We start from the raw sequence: 24482 nt of genomic DNA, 5'->3' as shown, positions 1-24482 counted from the left end.
ATGACCGTTACCGCCCCCTCCTTCGCACCGGGCGCCACGCTCTCCGGGGACGGGGTGGAATTCGCGGTCTATTCCCGCGATGCTGCCCGCGTCGATCTCTGCCTGTTCGACAATGACGGCGACAAGGAACTCGCCCGTCTCACCATGGGGCGGGACGAAAGCGGCTTCCACCGCGTCTTCGTCGAAGGCGCCACGGAGGGCACGCGCTACGGTTTTCGCGCCGACGGGATTTACTCTCCGGACCATGGTCTGTGGTTCGACCCCGCGAAACTGCTGGTCGATCCCTATGCCAAGCAATTGGACCGTGCCTTCCGGCATAACGGCCGCCTCGCCGTCTTCAGCATCGAGACGGCGGATATCGTGCCCAAGGCGGTCGTCACGCGCGACCGGCCCGTCGCGATAGAGCCGCCGGTCTTCCGCCCGGGCGGCTTCGTCTACGAGGTCGCCGTGCGCAGCTTCACCATGCTGCATCCGGAAGTGCCCGAGGCGATGCGCGGCACCGTCGGCGCTCTGGCGCACCCCGCCGTGCTTGCCCATCTGAAACATATCGGCGTCGATGCCGTCGAACTGATGCCGATCACCGCCTGGATCGACGAGCGCCACCTGCCGCCGCTCGGCCTTTCCAACAGCTGGGGCTATAACCCGATCGCCCTCATGGCGCTCGATCCGCGCCTCGTGCCCGGCGGCATGAAGGAGCTGGCCGACACGGTCGCGGCCTTGCGCGCCGAGAAGATCGGCGTCATCCTCGATCTCGTCTTCAACCATTCCGGCGAGAGCGACCGCCATGGCGCCACGCTCTCCATGCGCGGCCTGGACAATCTCACCTACTATCGCCACGTGCCAGATCGCCCCGGCGAGCTGATCAACGACACCGGCTGCGGCAACACGATTGCGGGCGAACACCCGGCCGTGCGCCAGCTCGTGCTCGACAGCCTGCGCCATTTCGTGCGCCATGCCGGCGTCGATGGTTTCCGCTTCGACCTCGCCACCATTCTCGGCCGCGAGGCGGATGGCTTCTCCGCCCGCTCGGCCCTGCTGTCCGAAATCTGCGCCGATCCGTTGCTGAAGGACCGCGTGCTGATCGCCGAACCCTGGGATATCGGCCCCGGCGGCTACCAGCTCGGCAATTTTCCGGCCCCCTTCCTCGAATGGAACGACCGCTACCGCGACGACACCAGAACCTTCTGGCGCGGCGACAGCCACCGCCTCGGAGCCTTCGTCACCGCTCTTGCCGGCTCGTCCGATATCTTCTCCCGCCACGGCGGGGAGGAGACGCGCAGCGTCAATTTCCTTGCCGCCCATGATGGCTTCACCCTGATGGATCTCGTTTCCCACACCGTGAAGCACAATGGCGCGAACGGCGAGGACAACCGGGACGGCCACAACGAGAACCACTCCTGGAACAACGGTGCGGAGGGTGCCACGACCGACGGCGCCGTGCTTTCCGCCCGCCGCGCCGATGTGAAGGCCCTGCTTTCCAGCCTCTTCCTCTCACGCGGCACCCTCATGCTGACGGCCGGCGACGAGGGCGGCCGCAGCCAGGATGGCAACAACAATGCCTATTGCCAGGACAATGCGATCACCTGGATGCACTGGGACCGCCTGGACGACGGCCTGATCGAACACACGGCCATGCTCTCGGCGATCCGCAAGCGGTTTCCCGCCCTCTCCGAGACGGCCTTCCTGCGGGACGGCGACGTGGAGTGGCTGACCCTTGCCGGCCATCCGATGAGCGTCGCCGACTGGGAAGCACCGTTCAACGGCACCTTGCTGGCACTTTTCAGGACGGCGGATCTTCAACAGCAACAAAGTGTTCGCCTCGCAATCGCCATCAACCGTACGCACGGTGAGCAGGCACTGGCTCTGCCGCCGTCCGAAGGACACGGCTGGGTAAGCCTCATCTCCGTCAACCAACCGCCCGTCGGCCTGCTTCATCCCCGCAGCGTCGAAATTTTTGTCGAAAAGCACTGAACTTCATTGCCCGGACAAACCGGCTCTTTAGAAGAGGCGCCGAATCGAGCGGCAGGAAAGCATATGCCAGACAGCATTCATCTGAAGGACATCACCGCCCTTGTCGGCACGGAAATCGGCCTGTCGCGCTGGTTTACCGTCGACCAGACCATGATCGACCGCTTCGCCGTGGCGACGGAAGATCATCAGTTCATTCATACCGACCCGGTGCGCGCCGCTGCCGAAACCCCCTTCGGCGGCACGATCGCCCATGGTTTCCTGACGCTCTCCCTGCTGTCGGCGATGAACTACGATTGCGTGCCGCGCATTATCGAGCAGACGATGGGCATCAATTACGGCTTCGAGAAAGTGCGCTTCATGGCGCCGGTGAAGAGCGGCGCACGCGTGCGCGGCCGTTTTCTGCTCGCCGAAGCCCGCTTCCGCGGCGCCGGCATGGTGACGATCCGCTATGATGTGACCGTCGAGATCGAGGATGAGCATAAGCCGGCGCTGACGGCCGACTGGATCACCATCATCCAGTTCGATCCGAAGGATCGGCCGGACGACGTGTGAAGGTCCGCCCTGCTTTGGCCGAAGACCTGACGGTCATCAAGGCCTGCGACTTCTCCTTCCTCGTCACACGCGAGGCAACGCCGCCCTTCCAGGGCGACTGGCTGGCGCATGCCCGGCCGGTCGAGCCCTATCCAAAGAGCTACGGCTTCGATCCGGCGGAGCTGGCGGAAATCCTGTCCGGCGAGGACAAGGCGCTGTTCGTCGTTCTCGGCGATGAAACACCCGTCGGCTATCTGGCGCTGTCGGTGGGCTGGAACCGTTTCGCCGTCATCGACGATATCGCCGTGGATGCCGAATGGCGCGGCACCGGGGCGGCGCAACGACTGATGCAGCAGGCGGTCCAGTGGGCAGACGAAAAAGCCTTGCCCGGCATCCGTCTGGAAACACAGACGAACAATGTCGCCGCCTGCCGCTTCTATCTGCGCCAGGGCTTCACGCTTGGCGGCTTCGACCGGCACCTATACGAAGGGCTGTCCCCCGGCACGCGGGAGACAGCCCTGTTTTTCTACCGTTTTCTCTGAGCTCAGAGGCTGGCGTCTTCCGCGCCTTCGACCAGCATGCCGAAGGCATAGGACGAGAACGAGCGCCAGCACTCGACGCGGTAATCCTCTTCACCCGTGCGCAGCAGCACGATCTCGACCTTGCCGAGAACCGTGCGGGCTGCCGCACCGACTGGGAAGGCCGACATGCCCAAATCGAGCGGGCAGGCCGCCGCGATAGCTTCAGCCGCATTGGAGCCGGAGACGAGGATCGCCGTGTTGCGGTGGGAGACGTCGGTCGCCGAGTGCAGCGCCGAGACACCCGAGGCGATGCCCATCAGGTCGGCACCGTTCTCGTCGATCAGCAGCCATTCGTCCGGACCGAGCCAGAGCGCATGACGGCCGCTGATGGAGGCCGAGGTTTTCGGGCGTTGCGGCAGTTCCAGGCCGAAGGCCAGCGACAGCGTGCCGATGGCGTCGGGGCCGGCGCGCAGCGCAAGGCGCGTTGCTGGGCCGGCGGGCGTGACGCGCGCACCGGCAGAACCACCATGGCGACCGGCGAGCGGCGCCTTGCGAAGAGCTTGATCAGCCATTGAGGCGGCCTCCTTCCTTGTCGACAAAGACCATTTCGCTGACCTCGACCGCGATCGCGCGGTCGGGCATCGGCACATAGAGCGTCTGGCCGAGACGGGCCTGCCCACCGGCGACGAGCGCCATGGCGATCGACCGGCCGCAATTTTCCGACCAGTAGGACGACGTCACGTGGCCGAGCATCTTCATGGGCTTCGGCTCGTTCGGATCGGCGACGATCTGCGCGCCCTCTTCCAGAACCACGTTTGGATCCTTCGTGAGAAGGCCAACAAGCTGCTTGCGGCCTTCCTTGACGAGATCGGGGCGCTTCAGGCCGCGGATGCCGACGAAGTCCGTCTTCTTCTTGGAGACGGCCCAGCTGAGGCTGGCATCGTGCGGCGTGACCGTGCCGTCGGTGTCCTGGCCGACGATGATATAGCCCTTTTCGGCACGCAGCACGTGCATGGTCTCCGTGCCGTAGGCGCAAGCGCCGAGCGGTTCGGCCCGTGCCCAGATCGCTTCCCAGACGGCCTGGCCGTAATCGGCGGGAACGTTGACTTCGTAGCCCGCTTCACCGGTGAACGACATGCGGAAGAGCCGGGTCGGCACGCCGCAGATCTTGCCTTCGCGAACACTCATATGCGGGAAGGCTTCGTTCGAGATGTCGATACCTTCGACCAGCGGCTCGAGGATTTCGCGCGCCTTGGGGCCTTGCACGGCGATGACCGCCCACTGTTCGGTGGTCGAGGTCAGCCAGACCTTGAGATGCGGGAACTCCGTCTGGAGATAGTCTTCCATGTGATGCATGACGCGCGGCGCACCGCCCGTCGTGGTGGTGACATGGAAGCGGTCTTCGGCAAGCCGCCCGACCACGCCGTCGTCATAGACGAAGCCGTCTTCGCGCAGCATGATGCCGTAGCGGCAGCGGCCGGGCTTCAGCGTGTCCCAAGCATTGGTGTACATCAGGTTCAGGAACTCGGCGGCATCGGGGCCGACGACTTCGATCTTGCCGAGCGTCGAGGCATCGAACAGGCCGGCGGCGTTACGCACCGTGCGGCACTCGCGGTTGACCGCATCGTGCATCGTCTCGCCCGAACGCGGATAATACCAGGCGCGCTTCCAGTTGCCGACGTCTTCGAAGACGGCGCCATGCGCTTCTTCCCAGGCATGCATGGGCGTCTTGCGGGCCGGATCGAACAGGTCGCCGCGCGAATGGCTGATCAGCGCGCCGAAGGTAACCGGCGTATAGGGCGCACGGAAGGTGGTCAGGCCGATCTTCGGAATCTCGCGGTTCAGCACTTCCGAGGCAATAGCGAGACCGTGGATGTTGGACAGCTTGCCCTGGTCCGTCGCCATGCCGTTGGTGGTGAAGCGCTTGATATGCTCGATCGAGTGCATGCCCTCGCGCACGGCAAGGCGGATGTCCTTGGCGCAGACGTCGTTCTGGAAGTCGACGAAAGCCTTGACCGTCGTGTCGATGCCAGCGCCTTCCGCGCTGCCTGCCATGCCACCAGTCCATTCGAAGGCGTTTTCGCCACGAAGCTCGACCTTGCCGCCGCCTTCATTACCGGTGGCGCGCGCCATCAACTCGCCGGCCGCCAGCGATTCCTCGATGGTCGCCTGCAAGCCGTCCGTGCCGTTGCACGAACCGACCGAAAGGCAATCCTGCGCATAGGTGCCCGGCAGGAAGCGGCCGGAGGCGGCGTCATAGGCCACCTTGCCGCGCGACTGCGAGAACAGATGCACGGAGGGCGTCCAGCCGGCGGACATCAGCAGTGCATCGACCGGGATCGACCGGGCCGAACCACCACCGTTGCGGGCGACCGACATGGCGGAGACGCGCAGCTTGCCCTTGGTGTCGATGACCGAGTGACCGGTCAGAACCTCGATACCGAGCTTACGGGCTTCGGTCAGCACGGCATCGCCGGGCTTTTCGCGGTTATCGACGATGGCGGCGATGGTCACGCCGGCACGCTTCAGGTCGAAGGCTGCTTCATAGGCAGAATCGCTTGCCGTATAGACGCCGACCTTGCGGCCGACGGCAACACCGAAATGGTTGAGATAGGTGCGCGCGGCCGAGGCGAGCATGATGCCCGGACGGTCGTTGTTGGCGAACACCATGTGACGCTCGATCGAACCCGTCGCGATAATCACGCGCTTGGCGCGGACCTGCCACAGACGCTCGCGCGGCAGCTTCTTGTCCGGCTTGGTGAGGTGGTCGGTGACGCGTTCGACGAGGCCGACGAAATTGTGGTTGTAGTAGCCGAAAGCCGTCGTGCGGGTGAGAACGGTAACGTTCTCCATCGCCTTCAGCTTGGCAGCCGTCGCCTGCGCCCAATCGTAGCCGTTCCGGCCGTCGATCTTGACCGACGTGTCGTAGTGCAGCGCACCGCCGACTTCCGGCTGTTCATCGACGAGAATGACGCGAGCGCCGGCTTCAGCGGCGGCAAGGGCTGCGGAAAGACCGGCAACACCGGCACCGGCGACCAGCACGTCGCAATGGGCGTAGCGGTTGGCGTAATGGTCCGGATCCTCTTCCGTCGGCGAAACGCCGAGACCGGCGGCCTTGCGGATGAAGGGCTCATAGACCTTTTCCCAGGCGGCCTTCGGCCACATGAAGGTCTTGTAGTAGAAGCCGGCGGCGAAGAACGGCGACAGCAGGTTGTTGATGCCGCCGATATCGAAGGCAAGCGAGGGGAAGCGGTTCTGCGATTCCACCTTCATGCCGTCGAAGACTTCCTGCACCGGCGCGCGCACGTTCGGCTGGCGGCGTGCGGCATCGCGGGAGACGTCGATCAGCGCATTCGGCTCTTCCGGACCGGCCGAGAGAATGCCGCGCGGGCGGTGATACTTGAACGAACGACCGACGAGATGCACGCCATTGGCGAGCAGCGCGGAGGCGACGGTATCGCCCACCAGTGCGTCGATGGTCTTTCCGTCGAAGGTGAAACGCGCCGTCTTGGCGGGCGTCAGGCGGCCCTGACCGGCAATGCGATTAGCACCGCTCATTTCGCGGTTCCTTCCGTGGCTTCATAGGTTTCGACGGTTTTCTCGGTAGCGGTGGTCACGCCGGGAATGTCCGGCTTCGGCTCGCCGGCCTTGTAGCTCAGGTAGAACTTGTCGCTCACCGTATCGCGCGCCGCATTGAAGAAGCGGCCGCAGCCATGGATGTGGCGCCAGCGTTCGAAGATTAGGCCCTTCGGGTTGTCGCGCAGGAAGAAGAACTCCTGGAATTCCTCGTCGGAAATATCGGCCATATTGGTCGGCCGGGCGATATGGGCGTCGCCGCCATGGCGGAATTCGAGCTCGGAGCGCTCTTCCTCGCAGTAGGGGCAGTAGATGAGAAGCATCGGGTTTCTCCTGTCCCGCGCCGGCCGGCCCTTCGGCCGCCGGACGCGCGGGTGAAATGGGATATCAGTGCGCCACGGCCGCGGCCGCGGCCTCGTCGATGAGGCGGCCGGTGCGGAAGCGATCGAGCGTCAGGCCGGCGGCCAGCCGGTGCGGCTCGCCCTTGGCGATGAGATGCGCGAAGAGATGGGCCGAACCCGGCGTCGCCTTGAAGCCGCCGGTGCCCCAGCCGCAATTGACGAAAAGGTTCTTCACCGGCGTGACGCCCTGGATCGCGGAACGGTCCGGCGTGTTATCGGTGATGCCGCCCCACTGACGCATCATCTTGACGCGGCGGAACATCGGGAAGAGTTCGCAGATGGCGTCCAGCGTGTGCGTGATGATCTGCAGACCGCCGGTCTGGGAGTAGGAATTGTACTGGTCCGTACCGGCGCCGATGACGAGCTCGCCCTTGTCCGACTGCGAGATATAGGCATGCACCGAGTTGGACATGACCACGCAGGGAAAGATCGGTTTCATCGGCTCGGAAACGAGCGCCTGAAGCGGAACGGAATGCAGCGGCAGCTTCACGTCGGCCATGGAAAGGATGACCGAGTTGTGGCCGGAGGCCGACACGGCGACCTTTTTGGCGCCGATAAAGCCCTTGGAGGTCTCGACACCCGTCACTGCGCCGTCGGGACCACGGCGGATGCCCTTCACTTCGCAGTTCTGGATGACATGAACGCCGCGGTCGGAGGCCGCGCGGGCATAACCCCAGGCGACGGCGTCGTGGCGGGCCGTGCCGCCGCGGCGCTGCAGGGCGGCGCCGTTGATCGGATAGCGGGCGGAGGCCGAGATATCGAGAACCGGCACGAACTCCTTCGCCTGCTGCGGCGTCAGCCATTCGTTGTCGATGCCGTAGAGACGGTTGGCATGGACGTGGCGCTGGAAGGACTGCTTGTCATGCACATTGTGCGACAGCATCATCACGCCGCGCGGCGAATACATGACGTTGTAGTTGAGATCCTGGCTCAAGCCTTCCCAGAGCTTCAGGGAGTGCTCGTAGATATCCATGCTCTCGTCATAGAGATAGTTCGAGCGGATGATGGTCGTGTTGCGGCCGGTATTGCCGCCGCCGAGCCAGCCCTTTTCGATCACGGCGATATTGGTGATGCCATGCTCTTTGGCGAGGTAGTAGGCCGCGCCAAGACCATGGCCGCCGCCGCCGACGATGATCACGTCGTATTCCTTGCGCGGCTCGGGCGAGGTCCACTGCGCCTCCCATCCCTTGTGGCCACGCATCGCCTCGCGGGCCACGGCGAAAACCGAATATTTGCGCATCCCGTATCCTCAAACGCTCGCCGGCCGCAGCCGGCTGTTTCCTGCCTCGATAGAAAGCAAATCCTGAGGCCCGACGCCGTATCCTTTGCGACGCATTCAGGCGCACCTTGTACCACATGCGACATGGCCGGTGTCGCGTGTTTGATGTTTGCCTTGAAAGCACCGGATATCTCGAAAGAGAACTCGACCGGCCACCGCGCGCTCCTGAAAAGTCGGAGACTTAGAAGCCTTCTCCAAAGCACCCTCGCACCCCTTATGCATCGGGCTTGCGGTGCTTCGGCGCAAATATCCTTAACATGCGGGCGCTTCAGGCTGGACTTCCCCGTCGGCTTCTGGTATCCGACCCGCCAATTGCCAGCCTGCGAGCTGTGCGAACGCAATCTATTTGCCTGGCGACCTGTGCTCGCGGGGCTTACAAAACCAAAGGAACGGGATTCTCGTGCAGGTACTTGTCCGCGACAACAACGTTGATCAGGCTCTCCGCGCTCTCAAGAAGAAGATGCAGCGTGAAGGCATCTTCCGTGAAATGAAGATGCGCGACTATTTCGAAAAGCCGTCTGAAAAGCGTGCGCGTGAAAAGGCCGAAGCCGTTCGTCGCGTCCGCAAGCTGGCCCGCAAGCGCGCCCAGCGCGAAGCTGGCGGCGTCACCGCTCGTCCGGGCGCCCGTTAATCGGTCGCCTTTTCGACGCTTTCGGATGCAAGACCGGGCGGGGCGAATATTTCGCCGCCGCCTTTTTTAATGCGACCGGAAGATTTTCACGGAAGTGAAAGACCTTTCCGTGCTATTCCGGGCGATATCGCTACGAACCTTGCCGGAATTGGCCCGCCAATTTTGTCTGAAATCGATGTCGATTTCAGACAAAATTGGCAAGTTAAAAGACCACGGCGTCCCTATGCATCATAACAGATGCGCGCCGTGGAGGCCGTAGCGTATGTCTTCACGCATGAGGCGTGGAAGACGCTCATTTTGAGGATTAGCACTTGGATATGGCTGCATCTACCGGGTTCCCGATCGATCGTCTCCCCTCCTCGGCTGCCCGCATGCGCCGCCCCCTGATGGCCGCCGTGGCCGCCACGTCGCTTGCGCTCCTTCTGGCCGGTTGCCAGTCGACGACCTCGACGGATGTGCTGAAGGTGGAGCGCGCCCAGGGCTCGCAGGAAAACATCGCCTCGCTTTCGGCCGTCATCTCCGCCAACCCGCAGGATCCGGAAGCCTACAACGTGCGCGGTTCGGCCTATGGCCGCGCCGGCGAACATCGCCGGGCGCTGGATGATTTCAACCGCGCCATTGAACTCAAGCCGCGTTTCTACCAGGCCTATGCCAACCGCGCGCTCGTCGAGCGCAACATGGGCGACCAGGCGCAGGCGGCCGCGGACTACAACACCGCGCTGCAGCTCAACCCGAGCTATGACGTCGCGTATATCGGCCGCGGCAATCTCTATCGCCAGGCCGGTCGTCTCGACGAAGCCTTCCGCGACTTCAACAAGGCAATCGAGCTCGACACGACCGATCCGCGCGCCTACCACAATCGCGGCCTGATCTTCCAGGCGCGCCGCCAGCACGACAAGGCGATCGAGGACTTCTCGAAGGCCATCTCGCTTTCGCCGAACTCGGCCGAACCCTATAACGGCCGAGGCATTTCCTATGCAGCCAAGGGCGACGACGACAACGCGTTCCAGGATTTCAACACCGCCATCAACCTCGACGGCAAGCTCGCGGAATCCTGGGCGAACCAGGCGCTGATCTATGAACGCCGCGGCGAGATGAACAAGGCGTCGAAGTCCTATGCGCAGGCGCTGCGCCTCGACCCGAATTATGCCCCGGCCAAGGCAGGCCTCGCGCGCGCAAAAGGCGGCGCACAGCCGAGCTGATATCAGGCGCGATGACCGACACAAAAAAGCCCGCGATCCTCTCGCGGGCTTTTTTCATTTCGGAGTATTCGCTTGATTGCCTTACCCCACGCCGAACCGATGCTTCGGCGTGGGGTATGTTTTAGTGGTTCATGGCTTTGACGATATCGTCGGTCATCTTCTTGGCATCGCCGAGCAACATCATCGTGCCGTCCTTGTAGAACAGCGTGTTGTCGATGCCGGCATAACCGGAGCCGAGCGATCGCTTGACGAAGAGGCAGGTCTTGGCCTTGTCGACATCTAGGATCGGCATACCGTAGATCGGCGAGGACTTGTCGTCACGCGCCGCCGGGTTCGTCACATCATTAGCGCCGATAACATAGGCGACGTCGGCCTGGGCGAACTCCGAGTTGATGTCCTCAAGCTCGAACACTTCGTCATAGGGCACGTTCGCCTCGGCGAGCAGCACGTTCATATGGCCCGGCATGCGGCCGGCGACCGGATGGATCGCGTATTTCACCTCGACGCCGTTCTTCTTCAGCGCATCGGCGAGTTCCCGCACCGCATGCTGCGCCTGCGCCACCGCCATGCCATAGCCCGGCACGATGATGACCTTGGAGGCATTGGCCATCAGGAAGGCCGCATCGTCGGCCGAACCCTGCTTGACCGTGCGCTGTACGCCGTCGTCACTCGCCGCCGCACCGCTGTCGCCGCCGAAGCCGCCGAGAATGACGGAGATGAACGAGCGATTCATGCCCTTGCACATGATGTAGGACAGGATCGCGCCCGAAGAGCCGACCAGCGCGCCGGTGATGATGAGCGCGAGGTTGCCGAGCGTGAAACCGATGCCGGCTGCCGCCCAACCCGAATAGGAGTTGAGCATGGAAACGACGACGGGCATGTCGGCGCCACCGATCGGCACGATGAGCAGAACGCCGAGCGCCAGCGCCAGGACGACGATCAGCCAGAAGTCGAAATGGCTTTCCGACAGCGTCAGGCCGACGATGAAGAAGACGATCGCCGCCAGCAGCACGATGTTGATGACATGCCGGTAGGGCAGCATGATCGGCTTGCCGGACATGCGCCCGTCGAGCTTCAAGAAGGCGATGATCGAGCCCGTGAAGGTGATCGCGCCGATGGCGGCGCCCAGCGCCATTTCGACGAGCGCCTGGCCGTGGATCTCGCCGATCTGGCCGATGCCGAAGGAAACAGGCGAATAGAGCGCTGCGGCAGCCACAAGCACGGCGGCGAGGCCGACGAGCGAGTGGAAACCGGCGACGAGCTGCGGCATCGAGGTCATCGGGATTGAGCGGGCGATGTAAGCGCCGGCACCGCCACCGATGGCAAGACCGAGCACGATGAGCACGAGGCCGCCGAAGGACGGCGTCGCGAGCAGCAGCGTCGTGCCGATGGCGATGCCCATGCCGATCATGCCGAGCATATTGCCGCGGCGGCTGGTCGTCGGATGCGACAGGCCGCGGAGCGCCATGATGAAGAGCACCCCGGAAACGAGGTAGAGGAAGGCTGCGAAGTTAACGTTCATCGGGCCGCCCTCACTTCTCTTTTTTCTTGTACATCGCCAGCATGCGCTGGGTGACGAGGAAGCCGCCAAAGATATTGACGGAGGCGAGGATGAGCGCGACGAAGCCGAAGCCGGTCGCAACACCGGAGAGCGAGATACCGACGGCCAGAAGCGCACCGACGACGATGACCGAGGAGATCGCGTTGGTGACGGCCATGAGCGGCGTGTGCAGCGCCGGCGTCACCGACCAGACGACGTAGTAGCCGACAAAGATCGACAGCACGAAGATCGCCAGACGGAAGACGAAGGGATCGATAGCGCCGCCGGAAACACCGTGGGCTGCGGCGGCAGCCGCATCGGGCACATATTCGGACGCCGCGCGAACCGCTTCCACGGCACGTTCGAGATCGGTGATTGCCTTGTCGAGAAGTTCTTTCGCCATCACTTACCCTCCCCTTGCCGAACGGAGCCGCCGAAGTTCGGATGCACAACGGCGCCGCCGTTGGTCAGCATCGTCGCCTTGACGAGTTCATCCTCGACATTGACCGAAACCGATTTCGTTTCCTTGTCGACCATGGTCTCGAGGAAGGTGATGAGGTTCTTGGCGTAGAGTGCGGAGGCGGAGGCCGCGATGCGGCCGGGAACGTTGAGATAGCCGATGACTCTGACACCTTCGACCTCCACGACCTTGCCGGGCTCGGAGCCCTCGATATTGCCGCCGCGTTCGACCGCGAGGTCGACGACGACGGAACCTGTCTTCATGGCGGCCAGCATCTGGCGCGTCACGAGACGTGGGGCCGGACGGCCGGGGATCAGCGCCGTGGTGATGACGATGTCCTGCTTGGCGATATGGTCGGCAACGAGCGCGGCCTGCTTGGCCTGATATTCCTTGGACATCTCCTTCGCGTAACCGCCGGCGGTTTCGGCGGCCTTGAACTCGTCGTCCTCGACGGCGATGAACTTGGCGCCGAGCGAGGCAACCTGTTCTTTGGCGGCCGGCCGAACGTCCGTGGCGGAGACGGCGGCGCCGAGGCGGCGAGCCGTGGCGATGGCCTGAAGGCCGGCAACGCCTGCCCCCATGACGAAGACTTTTGCTGCCGGAACGGTACCGGCGGCGGTCATCATCATCGGCATGGCGCGGTCGAATTCATGAGCCGCATCGATGACGGCCTGGTAGCCGGCAAGGTTGGCCTGCGAGGACAGGATGTCCATCGACTGGGCCCGCGTGATGCGCGGCATCAATTCCATGGCGAAGGTGGTGAGACCGGCATTGGCCATCTCCGCGATGGCGGTTTCATTGCCATAGGGATCCATCGTGGCAATGACGATGGCGCCAGACTTGTAGGTCGCGATCTCGGCCGCGGTCGGCCGGCGCACCTTCAGGACGACGTCAGCGGCATTCGCCTCGCCCGCCCCCACGATGCGCGCCCCGGCAGCCTCATAATCGGCATCCAGGATTCGGGACCGAAGCCCCGCACCGGTCTCGACGAGCACGTCGAGACCAAGGCTCTTCATTTTCTTGACTGTTTCAACGGAGCCCGCGACGCGGCCCTCCGCTGCATCGCTTTCCCGTGCTATAAAAACACACTGACTCAAACCGTGGTCCTCCCCCCGAGACTGGCCGTGTTGGATCACGGCGCCGGACGGCGCCGCAATAAGCTGCAAATGAAATGCAGATTTTTAGATCAACGGAGCAGGATGAACCCGACGACGTTGAGGATGATGAGCAGCAGCAGCGCGCTGAAGAAGCCGGCGCTGGTGAAGAAACCGGCAGCCATGGCGATCAACAGGGCGACGCAGAACAGCGTTCCGTACTTGGCGCCGGCGATGAAGAGGTTGTAGGTCTTCTCATGCTCCGGGTAATCCATCGGAGCGCCCATTTCCACCGGTCCGGAATGATGTTCAGCCATAGTACCTTCTCCTAAGCACCTGCGCTCCCAGCCGGAACACTCTCCACCCGACGAGCGCCTAATATTCCCCGGACCCAAGCGCGGTCCGCTTTCCCTCATGCGCGAAAGCGCAATGTCTTTCAGGCCATACACAATGGATAGACAAAGCGCAACGGCAAGGACGGGGCTGGTTTCAGCCCTGTATCGTTTCCGAAACGCAACGGGCCGGTTTCCTTCGAAACCAGCCCGTCTGCGACATCATTACGCGTGTCTCAGCCTGCGTAGGCGTTGCCGGAAATCTCGATCTGGCCATGGCCGAAATGGGCGCGGCGGGCGGTCGGGCGCACGGTCAGCGGGCTGAACGGCATATCGCCGCCGCGCGCGAACATCATACGGCGCTCATAGGGTTCTGACTTGAAGAACGGGAAGCGCTTGTAGAGCGGCGGCAGCGTTTCCTTGGTGCGGGTCGCCATCAGCGTGAGATCGATGTTGTAATCGCCGCAATCCTTCTGCGGCTCGACGATCGTGTCGGCGTCGAAGACGCGCTTGTAGAAGGCGGCGTGCTGCGGCTTGACGAGTTGCAGGCAGCGGTCGACGGCGAAATAGTCCGTCGCCATGGTGGCGATGCGCAGCGTGAGATACGGGATCGCCGGCATTTCGCGCAGGACCAGCGGATCGGCGGCCAGGCGCACCGGGTCGATCAGCGACATCCCGGCGTCGAGGAAGGCGTTGATCTCCTTCGGGAAGATCGAGCCCGACGAACTGACGCGGTGCTCCGGCGTCACATGGTGAAGTCGCACCGTCGAGATCAGGCGCTCTTCGTAATAGATGCCGAAGACATAGGCATGGCTGTCGAAATCGATGTCGTCGATCAGCGTGTTGCCCTTGAGCGGCAGGATATCGGCCATCTTGTAGGCCTTGAAGCGGATGCGCGCGACCTCTTCCATGTCCTCGCCCGTTTCCACCCGGCGGTATTCCACCCGGTCGAGCAGTTCCAGAAGCTTGTCCGAAAAACGATTGGTCGCCGTATCCACGCTCGCCATTGCGCGCACATCCCCGATTGAAAGCCGGCAGCCACCGCGCTGCCGTCACCTACAATCGTCGATATACGACAATTTGTGTAAAATACCATTCATTAACCTTAATAGTTGGTTAACGCTAATTTTGAAGAAGCTGATATAGCGTATCGATTTCATACGCTGCGCAAAAAAGCTGAAGAAAATCAGGCGACGCGGCGACCGCTGCGGTGGGAATTGCCGGGCGTGCCGCCGAGCGTTTCGTAGAGATCGCGCAGGGCGCTAAGCGACATCGGGGCCGCAAAAACGTAACCCTGCACGAGATCGGCACACTCATACTTGTTGATGAGCGCCAGTTGCTCCTGCGTTTCCACACCTTCGATGACGATGCGCAGGCCGAGTTCGCGCGACAGGTTGACGGTGCCGCGCAGCAGTTTGAAGCGGCGGGCGTCCTCGCCGATGTTGCGGACGAAGGAACGGTCGATCTTGATGAGATCAAGCGGCAGCTGGTCGAGATAGCTGAGGCTGGAATAGCCGGTGCCGAAATCGTCGATGGCAATCGTGATGCCGCGGGCGCGCAATTCCTGAAGAATCGCCTGCACCTTCACAGGCTCTTCCATCAGGCAGCTTTCTGTGACTTCCAGATGCAGTCGGTGCGGCTCCAGCCCCGCCGCCTCAAGCGCCTCCCCGACGAGATCGACGATGCCGGTGCCGCGCAAATCCTGCACCGAGAGATTGACCGACACGCTCATATGCGAAGGCCAGGTCGCGCAGTCGGCGCAGGCGCGCATGATCATGAAGCGCGTGATGTCGGAGACGATGCCCATCTCCTCGGCGATCTGGATGAAGATGTTCGGCGCGACCGGACCACGCTCGGGATGCGTCCAGCGCGACAGCGCCTCGCAGCATTCGATGCGGGAACCATCCGGCACGAACATCGGCTGATAGGCGACCGACAGCGCGTTGTCGGTAATGGCCTTGCGCAGGTCGTCCTTCAGCTTCTGCCGGTCGACATAGCGCGCATCCATCTCCTGCTCGAACAGGGTGAAACCGCCCTTGGCGCGCGACTTGGTCTCGAAGAGCGCGAGGTCCGCGCGGATCTGCATTTCCTCCAGCCGGAAGTCCTCGCTCGGCACGGTGACGCTGCCGGCGGAGAAGGAGACCTGAAGGGTCATACCATCGACGGCATAGGTGCCGCGCAGCTGCTCATGGACGCGGCGCATGCGCGTTTCGAGGTCGCGGCGGTTGCCCTCGTTGGGGAAGAACAGGATGAATTCGTCGCCCATCAGATGGGCGGCCAGAACCTTGTCGCCGGCCAGACGGCGCACGCGCTCGGCGATGGCGCAGAGCAGCCGGTCGCCGGTGACGTGGCCCTTCATGTCGTTGACGTGCTTGAAGTCATCGACATCGAGAACCATGAAACCGACCGTGCCGGGCTTCCTGCGCTCGGCCAGCGATTCCTGGACGAGATCGGCGAAATAGGTACGGTTTGGCAGGCCGGTGAGACTGTCGTAGCGCACCATGTGCAGGATCTTGTTTTCTGCCCTGACGCGAGCCGTGACATCCTCGAAAATCAGGACCGCGCCGCCGTTTTCACGCGTCGAGGCGGTGAATTCGAGATAGAGCCCGTCCGTCACCTGCACGAGCGCGCGCGAACGCTCGCCTCTCAGGAGTTCGTCGAGCTGGCGCAGGATCGCCTTGCTCTGATCGGCGTTGAAGAAGGTGTTGCGCACGCCGAACCGCAGGACGACGTCGAGATGGCAATCCTTCAGCCGCTCCTGGCTGCCGAGATGCAGAAGTTCGCAGGCCCGGCGGTTGGCGACGAGGATGCGGTGATCGGCGTCCAGCATGAACAGGCCGTGCGGCATGTTGTTCAGCGCCGTATCGAAACGGTCGGCGATCGTCGAGATCTCGCGTGCAGCCAGCACGTTCTCATAGAGGAACGCGCGTACGCCGTTCGCCATCATGCGCGTCGTCAGGATGAAGGGCAGGATGAGGACGGCCAGCACCGCATGGTAGAAATCCTGCAGGCCAAGGAAGCCGAGCACCATCGGGATACAGGCCGACAGCGTGATATAGTCCACGGCGCGGCGCGAACCATAGTTGCGGCCGACGACCGAGACCATGGTGGCGAGCGTCACCGAAATGCAAGCGAGCTCGGCGAAGCTGTCGCGGCTGACGAGAAGACTGTAGCCGCAGGCCGAGCCGAGCACGATCGTCGTGCCGACGGCACCGGTGTTGTACCAGTTTTCCCAGAAGCGGATGCCGTCCATGTCGAGCGCCGATTTCTCCACGCGGTCGAAGCGGCGCATGCCCTGCGCGCGCAACGACCAGACGAGCACGACCAGCGCGCTGCAGGCGAGAAAGAACGGATCGGCGGTCTTGGCGTAAACGAAGGAGAACGTGATGACATGCGAAATCATGCCCACGAAAAGGGTCTGGCGATTCCCGTACAGCGAGCTGACGAACGAAAAGTACACATCAGCTGGCAGTGTGTTTTGACCCTTATCCTTCATGGACTCGGCACTCCCTATGACGAGTGAGGGTTACCGGCCAACATTTAATGAATGATTTCGGGAAATTACCCAATAACGAGGGTAACCGCAGGGATTATTGCACGCCGGTTCAACCGAGGGAAGAGGTACTCAACCCAATATTGCAGAAACCGGGCTCTCCCGACATGAGACTCAACTTTTCATAAGCTTTAGGCGCAACTTCCTGACTCCAAGGCGACACAGTATTGCGCGTGGCTACGGCAAAAAATTCTCACGCGTGCAATCGCTGTTTGCAAATGCGTGGTTAACAGCCTGCACACACCAAATCGTAAAATCTTGTCAGTTCCGGCCGCCGGTCCTAGACTTCCCACCGCCCCCTAGGCATTTTCGCCGTCATTTCGCCTGAAAGGGGGAATTGACTGAAACGAGATTTGATATCAAATCCTGTTTTGGTATTTCTTTTCTGGAGCCCATCATGTCGAAACCCGTCGTCGCCATCCCCGCCGATATCAGGGAGATCGAAGGCAACGTCTGGCAGGCCACACCCAACCAGTATGTCCGCGCCGCCGTGAAGGGCGCCGACGTCACCGTCTTTCTCGTGCCCGCCCTCGAGGACGACAACGACTTCGACGGCATTCTCGATCGGGTGGACGGACTTCTCGTCAGCGGCTCGCGCACCAATGTGCACCCCTCGCTCTACGGCAAGGAAGCAACCAATGCCGAAGGTCCCTATGACCGGGCGCGCGACGCGACAAGCCTGCCGCTGATCGAGCGGGCGCTGGAGCGCGGCATTCCGCTGCTCGCCATCTGCCGTGGCATTCAGGAACTGAACGTCGTGCTCGGCGGCACGCTCGCCAACGAAATCCAGGATCAGCCGGGCATGTGGGATCACCGCAAGCCTGACACACCGGTTCTCGACGTCGCCTATGGCATTCGCCAGACGGTGTCGGTCAAGGAAGGCAGCTGCCTGGCCGGCATCGTCGGCGCGGGTGACGTGCAGGTGAACTCGCTGCATCGTCAGGCCATCTCGGAACGGGCACCGCGCCTTGCCGTGGAAGCCGTCGCCGAAGACGGCACGATCGAGGCCGTCTCCGTCATCGGTGCGAAGGCCTTTGCGGTCGGCGTGCAATGGCATCCGGAATATTGGATCGGCTCCGACCAGCCCTCCAACAAGCTTTTCGCCGCCTTCGGTGAGGCCGTGCGCGACTATGCGGCTTCCAAGCAGGGCCTGATGCACCGGACGGCGGCCGAATAGGTCGTCAGTCGGCGGAAATCATCGTGACCAAGGCGTCAGCCGGTTCGACCGTCTCATAGGCACCATCGCCATCGACGACGGTCAGGATCGGCTCGCCGCGCGCGTCCGCAACGACCACCGTACCATCGCCATTGTTGATCCAGGTCCGCGCCGCCGAAAGGCCTGGCCAGACCGCATCACAATCCGCATTCGCGGTGAAGCGCTCGCTGCGGCTGGAAATACGCGTGCCGCGTTCGGCAAGGCAGGCCGTGTTCGCCGTGACGTTGGAGATCGTGTAGGCGTGGTCGGTCGCGCTGGCCGGGATCGAATTCGAGACGACCGGATCAACACCGGGCGTCTGGTGATTGGCCACGCTCCAGAGACCGAACGAGGCCACACCGACTGCGGCGACCATCATCAGCATCTTCATGGCATTCTCCTTCGCAACGACTCGTCCGAAGGATCATGCGCCGCCAAACTTGCCGAAGGGTTAACGAAGGCTTTCCAGCCCTGCCCCGGTTTTTCGCGTAAAGGGCGTCTCCGGCACGGGTGTCAGCGCCGAACCGGTGTCGAACCAAGCGTGTAGATTGTCGGCGACCAGATCGGCCATCGCGTCGCGCGTCGCAATGGAGGCCGAGGCGACATGCGGCAGAAGCGAGACATTCGGCAGCGCCAGCAACGCCTCCGGCACATGGGGCTCGTCGTAGAACACGTCGAGCCCGGCCCCGGCGATGACACCTTCGCGAAGTGCCTCGGCAAGCGCCTCCTCATCGACGGTCCAGCCGCGCCCGACATTGATCAGCACGCCGTCGGCGCCAAGCGCCTTCAGCACGGTCGCGTCGATGGTGCGATGGGTCTCGGCCGTCTTCGGCACGATGGCGATCAGCGTGTCCACCGCCTGCGCCATCTCGATGAGCGACGGATAATAGGCATAGGGCACATCCGCCCGCGGACGCCGCGTATGATAGGCGATCGCGACACCAAAACCCTTCAGCCGGTCGGCAATGGCAAGGCCGATGCGGCCAAGCCCGTAGATACCCACGGTGCGGCCGCGCAGAGTGAGCGGCGTCAGCGGAAAGGCGCCCTCGCGCTTCCAGCGCCCCTCGCGCAGCCAGGTTTCCGCCTGCGGGAACCGGCGCAGCGTATTGAGCAGCAGCCCAATGGCGGTGTCGGCCACCTCGTCATTCAAAACATCGGGCGTGTTGGTGACGGCGATGCCGCGTGCGGCAGCGGCGGAGACATCGACACCGTCATAACCGACGCCGAAACTCGCGATGATCTCCAGTGCCGGCAGATGCTCGATCAACGCCCCGTTGACGCCGCCTGAGACGGCAACGCCTGAAATGGCCGCGGCTTCCGAGCGGGCGAGCAGCGCCGGGTCGGCCCGTTCGATCCGCACGACATCGAAGCGCTCCTTCAGCCGCTCCAGTACCCGTTCGCGGATAGGTCCGGGCACGAGAATGCGTGTCTTGGCCGACATGGGAAACCTCGTCTGCGCTTGCGACCTCAGCCTTCGGGATGCGGCTTCAGCGGTCCGGTGGATTGCCGGATGCGCATTTCCGGCTTGATGAGATGAATGCCATCAGGCTCATGGCTGCCCTTGAGCTTGTCGAGCAGCGCGCGGGCGGCGTTTCGGCCGACTTCCGACTGGCCGTTCCAGACGGTGGTGAGTGCGGGCGTCGCGATCGCCGCCTCTTCCAGATCGTCATAGCCGGTGACGGAAACATCGCGGCCGGGCACGAGGCCGGCACGCGCGATGCCGTTCATCAGACCGATGGCGACGAGGTCGTTCCAGCAGACGGCGGCCGTCGGCTTCTGCGGCAGGGAGAGGAAATGCACCGCGGCCTCGAAGCCCCCCTGCTTGGTGCGCGGGCCGGGAATGCGCAGGCTCGGATCGACCTCGATATTGGCCTTGCGCAATGCATTGACATAGCCCTGGTAACGGTCACGGCCCGTCGATGTCTGGTCCGTACCGCCCACCATAGCGATGGTGCGGTGGCCAAGCCCGATCAGGTGATTGGTGGCAAGTGAAATGCCATAGCTGTCGTCACCGCGGAAGATCGGCACGTCGAGCCCGTCGATGGAGCGCGCGATCAGGATCGCCGGCATGCCGTTGTCCTCGGCAAGCTGGATATCCTCCGGCGGCGTGCCGATGGCCGGCGACATGATGACGCCGTCGCCGCCGAGCTGCAAAAGCGTCTCGATGAAATTGCGCTGCTTTTCGACGGAATCGTAGTGGTTGGACAGGATGAAAGTCTGTCGATCGCGATCGAGCTCGCTTTCGATCGACTTCAGGATTTCCGCATAGAACGGGTTCATGATGTCGTGCACGACGACGCCGATGATGCCCGATCGGGAGGTGCGCAGGCTGGCGGCGCGGCGGTTGTAGATATAGCCGAGCGCCCGCGCCTGTTCCTTGATCCGGTCGCGCGTCGCGGCAGCAACGAGCGGACTGTCTCTCAGCGCAAGCGATACCGTCGCGGTGGAAACGCCCAGCGTCTCCGCGATGGTGGAAAGCTTGATTTTCTGTGCCACGTAGCCTCCCGCAGCAACGCATCCTTTAAAACAGTTTATTTAAACAGTTTAAATGTCGTCGGCAACAGGCTTTGCGCCATTCTCCGCCGTATCAGGCGCGGAGACATGCAGATTCTCGTCCATGGCGCGCAGCAGCTTGAGGAGATGGCGCACGTCCTTTTCGCTCAAACCCTCCGCCGCCTGCCGCTCGCTGAGCCGGCCGGCTTCGGAAATGCGATCGACGGAAGACCGGCCCGCTTCGGTCAGATGCACCATGGTCAGACGCCCATCCGTCTCGTCCGGCCGGCGCTCGACGAAGCCCTGCGCCTCCAGCCGCCCGATGGTGCGCGTCATGGTCGGCGCCTTCACGCCAAGGCGCGCGGCGAGCGCGCCTGCCGTCAGCCCCCCCTCCTCCGACAGCGCCAGGATCACGCCGTCCTGCCCGGCATAGAGGCCGGTGGCGAGAAGATTGCGCGAGAGCACGGTGCGCATGGACCGGGCAGCATTGACGACGGCAGAGGCAAGTCCCGCACCGGACACATCCCCGTGCGATTTCTTCTTCTTGCCCTTCTTGGCGTCCTTGCTGTCCTTGCCGTCCTTGTGCTTCTTGCCCATCCATCGCCTCCTGCACCGCCCGCCGATACCTTGCATCGCTGGCCCGGCTCTGTATGACAGAGGAAGAAGGCCGGCGGCAAGGGAGGATCGGTATGGCGCATACCCAGGCACGCCCCAAGAGGCGATGGGTGGAAAACGACCCCATGCTGACCCCAGAAGACCGCGCGGACTGGATCGCCGTGCTACCGCTCGGCGCGCATGAGGGCCACGGGCCGCACCTGCCGCTCGAAACCGACACGCTGATCGCCGAAGGCATCGCGGAACGGCTGGCCGCCGTGCTGCCGGAGCACCTGCCCGTCACATTCCTGCCCGTCGAGCCCGCCGGTTATTCGCCCGAACATCTCGACGTGCCCGGCACGCGCTCCCTCCCCTATGGCGAGGCGATCGAACGCTGGCTGCGCATCGCCGAGGACCTCAACCGCTTCGGCATCCGCAAGCTGGTGCTGCTCAATGCCCATGGCGGCAATTCTCCGCTGATGACCATCGTCGCGACGGAAGCGCGCGTGCGCTTCGGCATGCTTGTCGTCGCCACGGCCTGGACTCGCTTCGGCCAGCCTGACGGCTGGATCACCTCCGAGGACAAGGCCATCGACATCCACGGCGGCGACATCGAAACCTCCGTCATGCTCGCGCTTCACCCCGAACGGGTGGAGATGGCGAAGGCCGAACGCTTCGGCTCGCGCCAGGCGGAATTCGCCGCCCGCTTCGCGCATCTGCGCGCCTATGGCCCGCACGCCTTCGGCTGGAAAATGTCCGACCTCAACCCGAAGGGCGTGGCGGGTGACGCCAGTGCCGCCACCGCCGAAAAGGGCGAGCAGTTGATCGCGCACGCGCTACGCGGCCTCGTCGGGCTCCTAGAGGATGTCGCGGCTTTCGACGCAAAGACGCTTTTATAGCCGCATCCGGCATTTGCGCTGGCCCATCCGATCTCCTATATCAGACCCAACCGGACGCTCCCCAGCGTCCCCGTTCTTGTTCGAGGTTCCCATGACCGAAACAGCCCCCGCAAAGCCCATTCCCGTCACCGTGCTCACCGGCTATCTCGGTGCCGGCAAAACGACGCTCCTCAACCGCATCCTCACCGGCAACCACGGCAAGAAATACGCCGTCATCGTCAACGAGTTCGGCGAGATCGGCATCGACAACGACCTGATCGTCGAGTCGGACGAAGAGATCTACGAGATGAATAACGGCTGCATCTGCTGCACCGTGCGCGGCGACCTGATCCGCGTCGTGGAAGGCCTGATGCGCCGCCCCGGCCGCTTCGACGCCATCATCGTCGAGACGACAGGCCTTGCCGATCCGGTGCCGGTCGCCCAGACCTTCTTCATGGACGACGACGTGCGCCAGAAGACCGAGCTCGACGCTGTCGTGGCGCTGGTCGATGCCAAGCACCTGCCGTTGCGCCTGAAGGACAGCCGCGAGGCTGAGGACCAGATCGCGTTTGCCGATGTCGTGCTGATCAACAAGACCGACCTCGTCGGCGCCGACGAGCTGGCGAAGATCGAAGCGACAGTGCGCGCCATCAACCCGTCCGCCCGCATTCACCGCACGACCCGCTCGGAAATCGACCTGACCAAGGTTCTCGACCAGGGCGCGTTCAACCTGGAACGGGCGCTCGAAAACGATCCGCACTTCCTCGACCACGATCAAGAAGACCATGTCTGCGGCCCGGACTGCGGCCATGACCATCATCACCATGGCCACGATCATAATCACCACCACCATGATCACGATCATCACGACCACGATCACCACCATGATCATGACCACCACCACGACCACGGCGTCTCGCCGATCCATGACGTGACGGTGCAGTCGATCTCGTTGCGCGGCGGCGAGATGAACCCGGACCGCTTCTTCCAGTGGATCCAGAAGATCACCCAGACGGAAGGCCCTAATATCCTGCGCCTGAAGGGCATCATCGCCTTTGCCGGCGATGAGGAGCGGTATGTCGTGCAGGGCGTGCACATGATCGTCGAAGGCGACCACCAGCGCGCCTGGAAGGACGGCGAGAAGCGCGAAAGCCGCCTCGTCTTCATCGGTCGCGATCTTGATCGCGAGAAGATCGAACGCAGCTTCAAGGCCTGTGAGGCACAGAAGAACTGATGCCGACAGTCGCGCCTCTTGATCTCGACGGCCACGTCATCGCGGCCGCTTTCCTCGGCGACGTGCCGTTCTTCGCCTCCGCCTCCGGCACCATCCACCGCCTCGACCACGGCCAGAAGGTCACGGAGGCGCATGACGGGCTGCTGGCCTGCGTGCGCGACGAGACGAACGACACGCTGATCACAGGCGGCGAGGACGGCAAGGTGCAGCGGATCGCGGCCGATGGCAGTGTGACGCAGATCGCCGAGGTGCCGCGCAAGTGGATCTCCGTCGTCGCCCCCGGCCCGCAGGGCGCGGTCGGCTTTGCGGAGGGCCGCACGGCGCGCGTGCGCCTCGCCGACGGCACGATCAAGGAATTCACCGAGACACGCTCTGTGGAAGGCATCGCCTTTGCCCCGAAGGGGCTGCGCCTGGGCATCGCGCGCTACAACGGCGTCTCGCTGCACTGGGTTGCGATGGCCGGCCAGCCGGTCGATCTCGAATGGAAGGGCGCCCATACCGGCGTCACCTTCTCGCCGGACGGCCGCTTCGTCGTGACCAGCATGCAGGAAAACGCCCTGCACGGCTGGAAGCTCGACAGCAAGCCCGGCGCCGACACCCGCCACATGCGCATGACCGGCTACCCCGCCAAGGTGAAATCACTCTCCTGGTCCGCCAAGGGCAAGTGGCTCGCCTCGTCCGGCGCACCGGCCGCCATCGTCTGGCCCTTCTCGGCCAAGGACGGCCCGATGGGCAAGCCGCCGCTGGAACTCGGCACCCGTGCCGACGTGATGGTTACATCCGTTGCCTGCCATCCGGCCGAAGAGGTCGTCGCCATCGGCTATTCCGACGGCATGGTGCTCGCCGCGCGTTTTGCCGACAGCCGCGAAGTGTTGCTGCGCCGCCCCGGCAAGGGCGCCATTACCTCCATGGCCTGGAGCAGGAGCGGCAAGCTCATAGCCTTTGCCAGCGACGCCGGTGATTGCGGTGTGATCGACATCGCCGGATAATGCCGCCT

The 24482-nt window shown here is 63.4% G+C and carries 23 protein-coding genes; 9 read left to right on the top strand and 14 right to left on the bottom strand.

Features of this window, described 5'->3' with window-relative positions; genetic code table 11:
- The 3 genes from glgX to AC27VQ_RS06960 all read left to right on the top strand — a co-directional run bounded on the left by glgX (position 1) and on the right by AC27VQ_RS06960 (position 3044).
- Entirely contained in the window at positions 1–1971 is a 1971-nt protein-coding gene (gene glgX, locus AC27VQ_RS06970) for a glycogen debranching protein GlgX (protein WP_488715730.1), read from the top strand.
- Positions 1972–2034: 63 nt separating this feature from the next.
- The gene (locus tag AC27VQ_RS06965; protein ID WP_488715729.1) at positions 2035–2523 is read left to right on the top strand and encodes a MaoC family dehydratase; all 489 of its coding nucleotides are present in this window, start codon (positions 2035–2037) and stop codon (positions 2521–2523) included.
- Positions 2472–3044, top strand: coding sequence for a GNAT family N-acetyltransferase (locus tag AC27VQ_RS06960; RefSeq protein ID WP_488715865.1), 573 nt, complete (start codon positions 2472–2474; stop codon positions 3042–3044). Before AC27VQ_RS06965 ends, AC27VQ_RS06960 begins: the two co-directional genes overlap by 52 nt.
- Positions 3045–3046: 2 nt before the next feature.
- On the opposite strand, the gene AC27VQ_RS06955 is transcribed toward AC27VQ_RS06960, so the two are convergent.
- The 4 genes from AC27VQ_RS06955 to AC27VQ_RS06940 all read right to left on the bottom strand — a co-directional run bounded on the left by AC27VQ_RS06955 (position 3047) and on the right by AC27VQ_RS06940 (position 8240).
- Entirely contained in the window at positions 3047–3595 is a 549-nt protein-coding gene (locus tag AC27VQ_RS06955) for a sarcosine oxidase subunit gamma (protein WP_488715728.1), read from the bottom strand.
- Positions 3588–6581: a sarcosine oxidase subunit alpha gene (locus AC27VQ_RS06950; RefSeq protein ID WP_488715727.1), complete on the bottom strand. Its 2994-nt coding sequence runs from the start codon at positions 6579–6581 to the stop codon at positions 3588–3590. The genes AC27VQ_RS06955 and AC27VQ_RS06950 overlap by 8 nt, the downstream gene beginning before the upstream one ends.
- Positions 6578–6922, bottom strand: coding sequence for a sarcosine oxidase subunit delta (locus AC27VQ_RS06945; protein WP_488715726.1), 345 nt, complete (start codon positions 6920–6922; stop codon positions 6578–6580). Before AC27VQ_RS06945 ends, AC27VQ_RS06950 begins: the two co-directional genes overlap by 4 nt.
- A gap of 64 nt (positions 6923–6986) precedes the next feature.
- Positions 6987–8240 (bottom strand): sarcosine oxidase subunit beta family protein, encoded by a 1254-nt coding sequence (locus tag AC27VQ_RS06940; protein ID WP_244762481.1) that lies wholly within the window; start codon positions 8238–8240, stop codon positions 6987–6989.
- 439 nt (positions 8241–8679) lie between these two features.
- Between AC27VQ_RS06940 and rpsU the strand changes: the two genes are divergently transcribed.
- Both rpsU and AC27VQ_RS06930 read left to right on the top strand, forming a co-directional pair.
- Positions 8680–8910: a 30S ribosomal protein S21 gene (rpsU, locus tag AC27VQ_RS06935; RefSeq protein ID WP_313525744.1), complete on the top strand. Its 231-nt coding sequence runs from the start codon at positions 8680–8682 to the stop codon at positions 8908–8910.
- Between the two features lie 317 nt (positions 8911–9227).
- Positions 9228–10112, top strand: coding sequence for a tetratricopeptide repeat protein (locus AC27VQ_RS06930; protein ID WP_488715725.1), 885 nt, complete (start codon positions 9228–9230; stop codon positions 10110–10112).
- Between the two features lie 121 nt (positions 10113–10233).
- On the opposite strand, the gene AC27VQ_RS06925 is transcribed toward AC27VQ_RS06930, so the two are convergent.
- The 6 genes from AC27VQ_RS06925 to AC27VQ_RS06900 form a co-directional block, all read right to left on the bottom strand.
- Complete coding sequence (locus tag AC27VQ_RS06925; protein ID WP_421593924.1) at positions 10234–11634, bottom strand: NAD(P)(+) transhydrogenase (Re/Si-specific) subunit beta; 1401 nt, start codon at positions 11632–11634, stop codon at positions 10234–10236.
- A gap of 10 nt (positions 11635–11644) precedes the next feature.
- Positions 11645–12055 carry an NAD(P) transhydrogenase subunit alpha part 2 gene (locus tag AC27VQ_RS06920; RefSeq protein ID WP_488715724.1) on the bottom strand — a complete coding sequence of 137 codons (411 nt, stop codon included), beginning with the start codon at positions 12053–12055 and terminating at the stop codon, positions 11645–11647.
- On the bottom strand, positions 12055–13209 hold the full coding sequence (locus AC27VQ_RS06915; protein ID WP_488715723.1) for a Re/Si-specific NAD(P)(+) transhydrogenase subunit alpha: 1155 nt from the start codon (positions 13207–13209) through the stop codon (positions 12055–12057). The genes AC27VQ_RS06920 and AC27VQ_RS06915 overlap by 1 nt, the downstream gene beginning before the upstream one ends.
- A gap of 89 nt (positions 13210–13298) precedes the next feature.
- Positions 13299–13523: an aa3-type cytochrome c oxidase subunit IV gene (locus AC27VQ_RS06910; RefSeq protein WP_117370600.1), complete on the bottom strand. Its 225-nt coding sequence runs from the start codon at positions 13521–13523 to the stop codon at positions 13299–13301.
- Positions 13524–13774: 251 nt separating this feature from the next.
- Positions 13775–14545, bottom strand: a complete 771-nt coding sequence (locus AC27VQ_RS06905; RefSeq protein ID WP_313525730.1) for an N-acyl amino acid synthase FeeM domain-containing protein — start codon at positions 14543–14545, stop codon at positions 13775–13777.
- Between the two features lie 179 nt (positions 14546–14724).
- On the bottom strand, positions 14725–17034 hold the full coding sequence (locus AC27VQ_RS06900) for a putative bifunctional diguanylate cyclase/phosphodiesterase (RefSeq protein ID WP_488715722.1): 2310 nt from the start codon (positions 17032–17034) through the stop codon (positions 14725–14727).
- A 454-nt stretch (positions 17035–17488) separates the two neighbouring features.
- Here AC27VQ_RS06900 and AC27VQ_RS06895 point away from each other — a divergent pair, with 454 nt between their 5' ends.
- Entirely contained in the window at positions 17489–18268 is a 780-nt protein-coding gene (locus AC27VQ_RS06895) for a gamma-glutamyl-gamma-aminobutyrate hydrolase family protein (protein ID WP_488715721.1), read from the top strand.
- Between the two features lie 4 nt (positions 18269–18272).
- Here the strand turns inward: AC27VQ_RS06895 and AC27VQ_RS06890 are convergent, their stop codons facing one another.
- Genes AC27VQ_RS06890 through AC27VQ_RS06875 form a run of 4 tightly spaced genes read right to left on the bottom strand, consistent with a single transcriptional unit; the run spans position 18273 to position 21376 of the window.
- Positions 18273–18677, bottom strand: coding sequence for a hypothetical protein (locus AC27VQ_RS06890; RefSeq protein WP_488715720.1), 405 nt, complete (start codon positions 18675–18677; stop codon positions 18273–18275).
- Positions 18678–18737: 60 nt separating this feature from the next.
- Positions 18738–19727, bottom strand: a complete 990-nt coding sequence (locus AC27VQ_RS06885; RefSeq protein WP_488715719.1) for a 2-hydroxyacid dehydrogenase — start codon at positions 19725–19727, stop codon at positions 18738–18740.
- A gap of 26 nt (positions 19728–19753) precedes the next feature.
- Positions 19754–20782, bottom strand: a complete 1029-nt coding sequence (locus tag AC27VQ_RS06880) for a LacI family DNA-binding transcriptional regulator (protein ID WP_298102861.1) — start codon at positions 20780–20782, stop codon at positions 19754–19756.
- A gap of 48 nt (positions 20783–20830) precedes the next feature.
- The gene (locus AC27VQ_RS06875; RefSeq protein WP_313525712.1) at positions 20831–21376 is read right to left on the bottom strand and encodes a MarR family winged helix-turn-helix transcriptional regulator; all 546 of its coding nucleotides are present in this window, start codon (positions 21374–21376) and stop codon (positions 20831–20833) included.
- Between the two features lie 92 nt (positions 21377–21468).
- On the opposite strand from AC27VQ_RS06875, the gene AC27VQ_RS06870 reads away from it, so the two are divergent.
- The 3 genes from AC27VQ_RS06870 (at position 21469) to AC27VQ_RS06860 (ending at position 24474) form a co-directional block, all read left to right on the top strand.
- Entirely contained in the window at positions 21469–22272 is an 804-nt protein-coding gene (locus AC27VQ_RS06870) for a creatininase family protein (protein WP_488715718.1), read from the top strand.
- A gap of 91 nt (positions 22273–22363) precedes the next feature.
- Positions 22364–23485: a CobW family GTP-binding protein gene (locus tag AC27VQ_RS06865; protein WP_488715717.1), complete on the top strand. Its 1122-nt coding sequence runs from the start codon at positions 22364–22366 to the stop codon at positions 23483–23485.
- A complete protein-coding gene (locus AC27VQ_RS06860) occupies positions 23485–24474 on the top strand; it encodes a WD40 repeat domain-containing protein (RefSeq protein WP_488715716.1) in 990 nt (329 codons plus the stop codon). The genes AC27VQ_RS06865 and AC27VQ_RS06860 overlap by 1 nt, the downstream gene beginning before the upstream one ends.
- Positions 24475–24482 lie beyond the last annotated feature (8 nt).

The organism is Shinella sp. 20P9.1.1 (assembly GCF_057798995.1).
The sequence above is the reverse complement of the archived record's forward strand: the minus strand, read 5'-3'. Positions and strand labels throughout refer to the sequence as shown.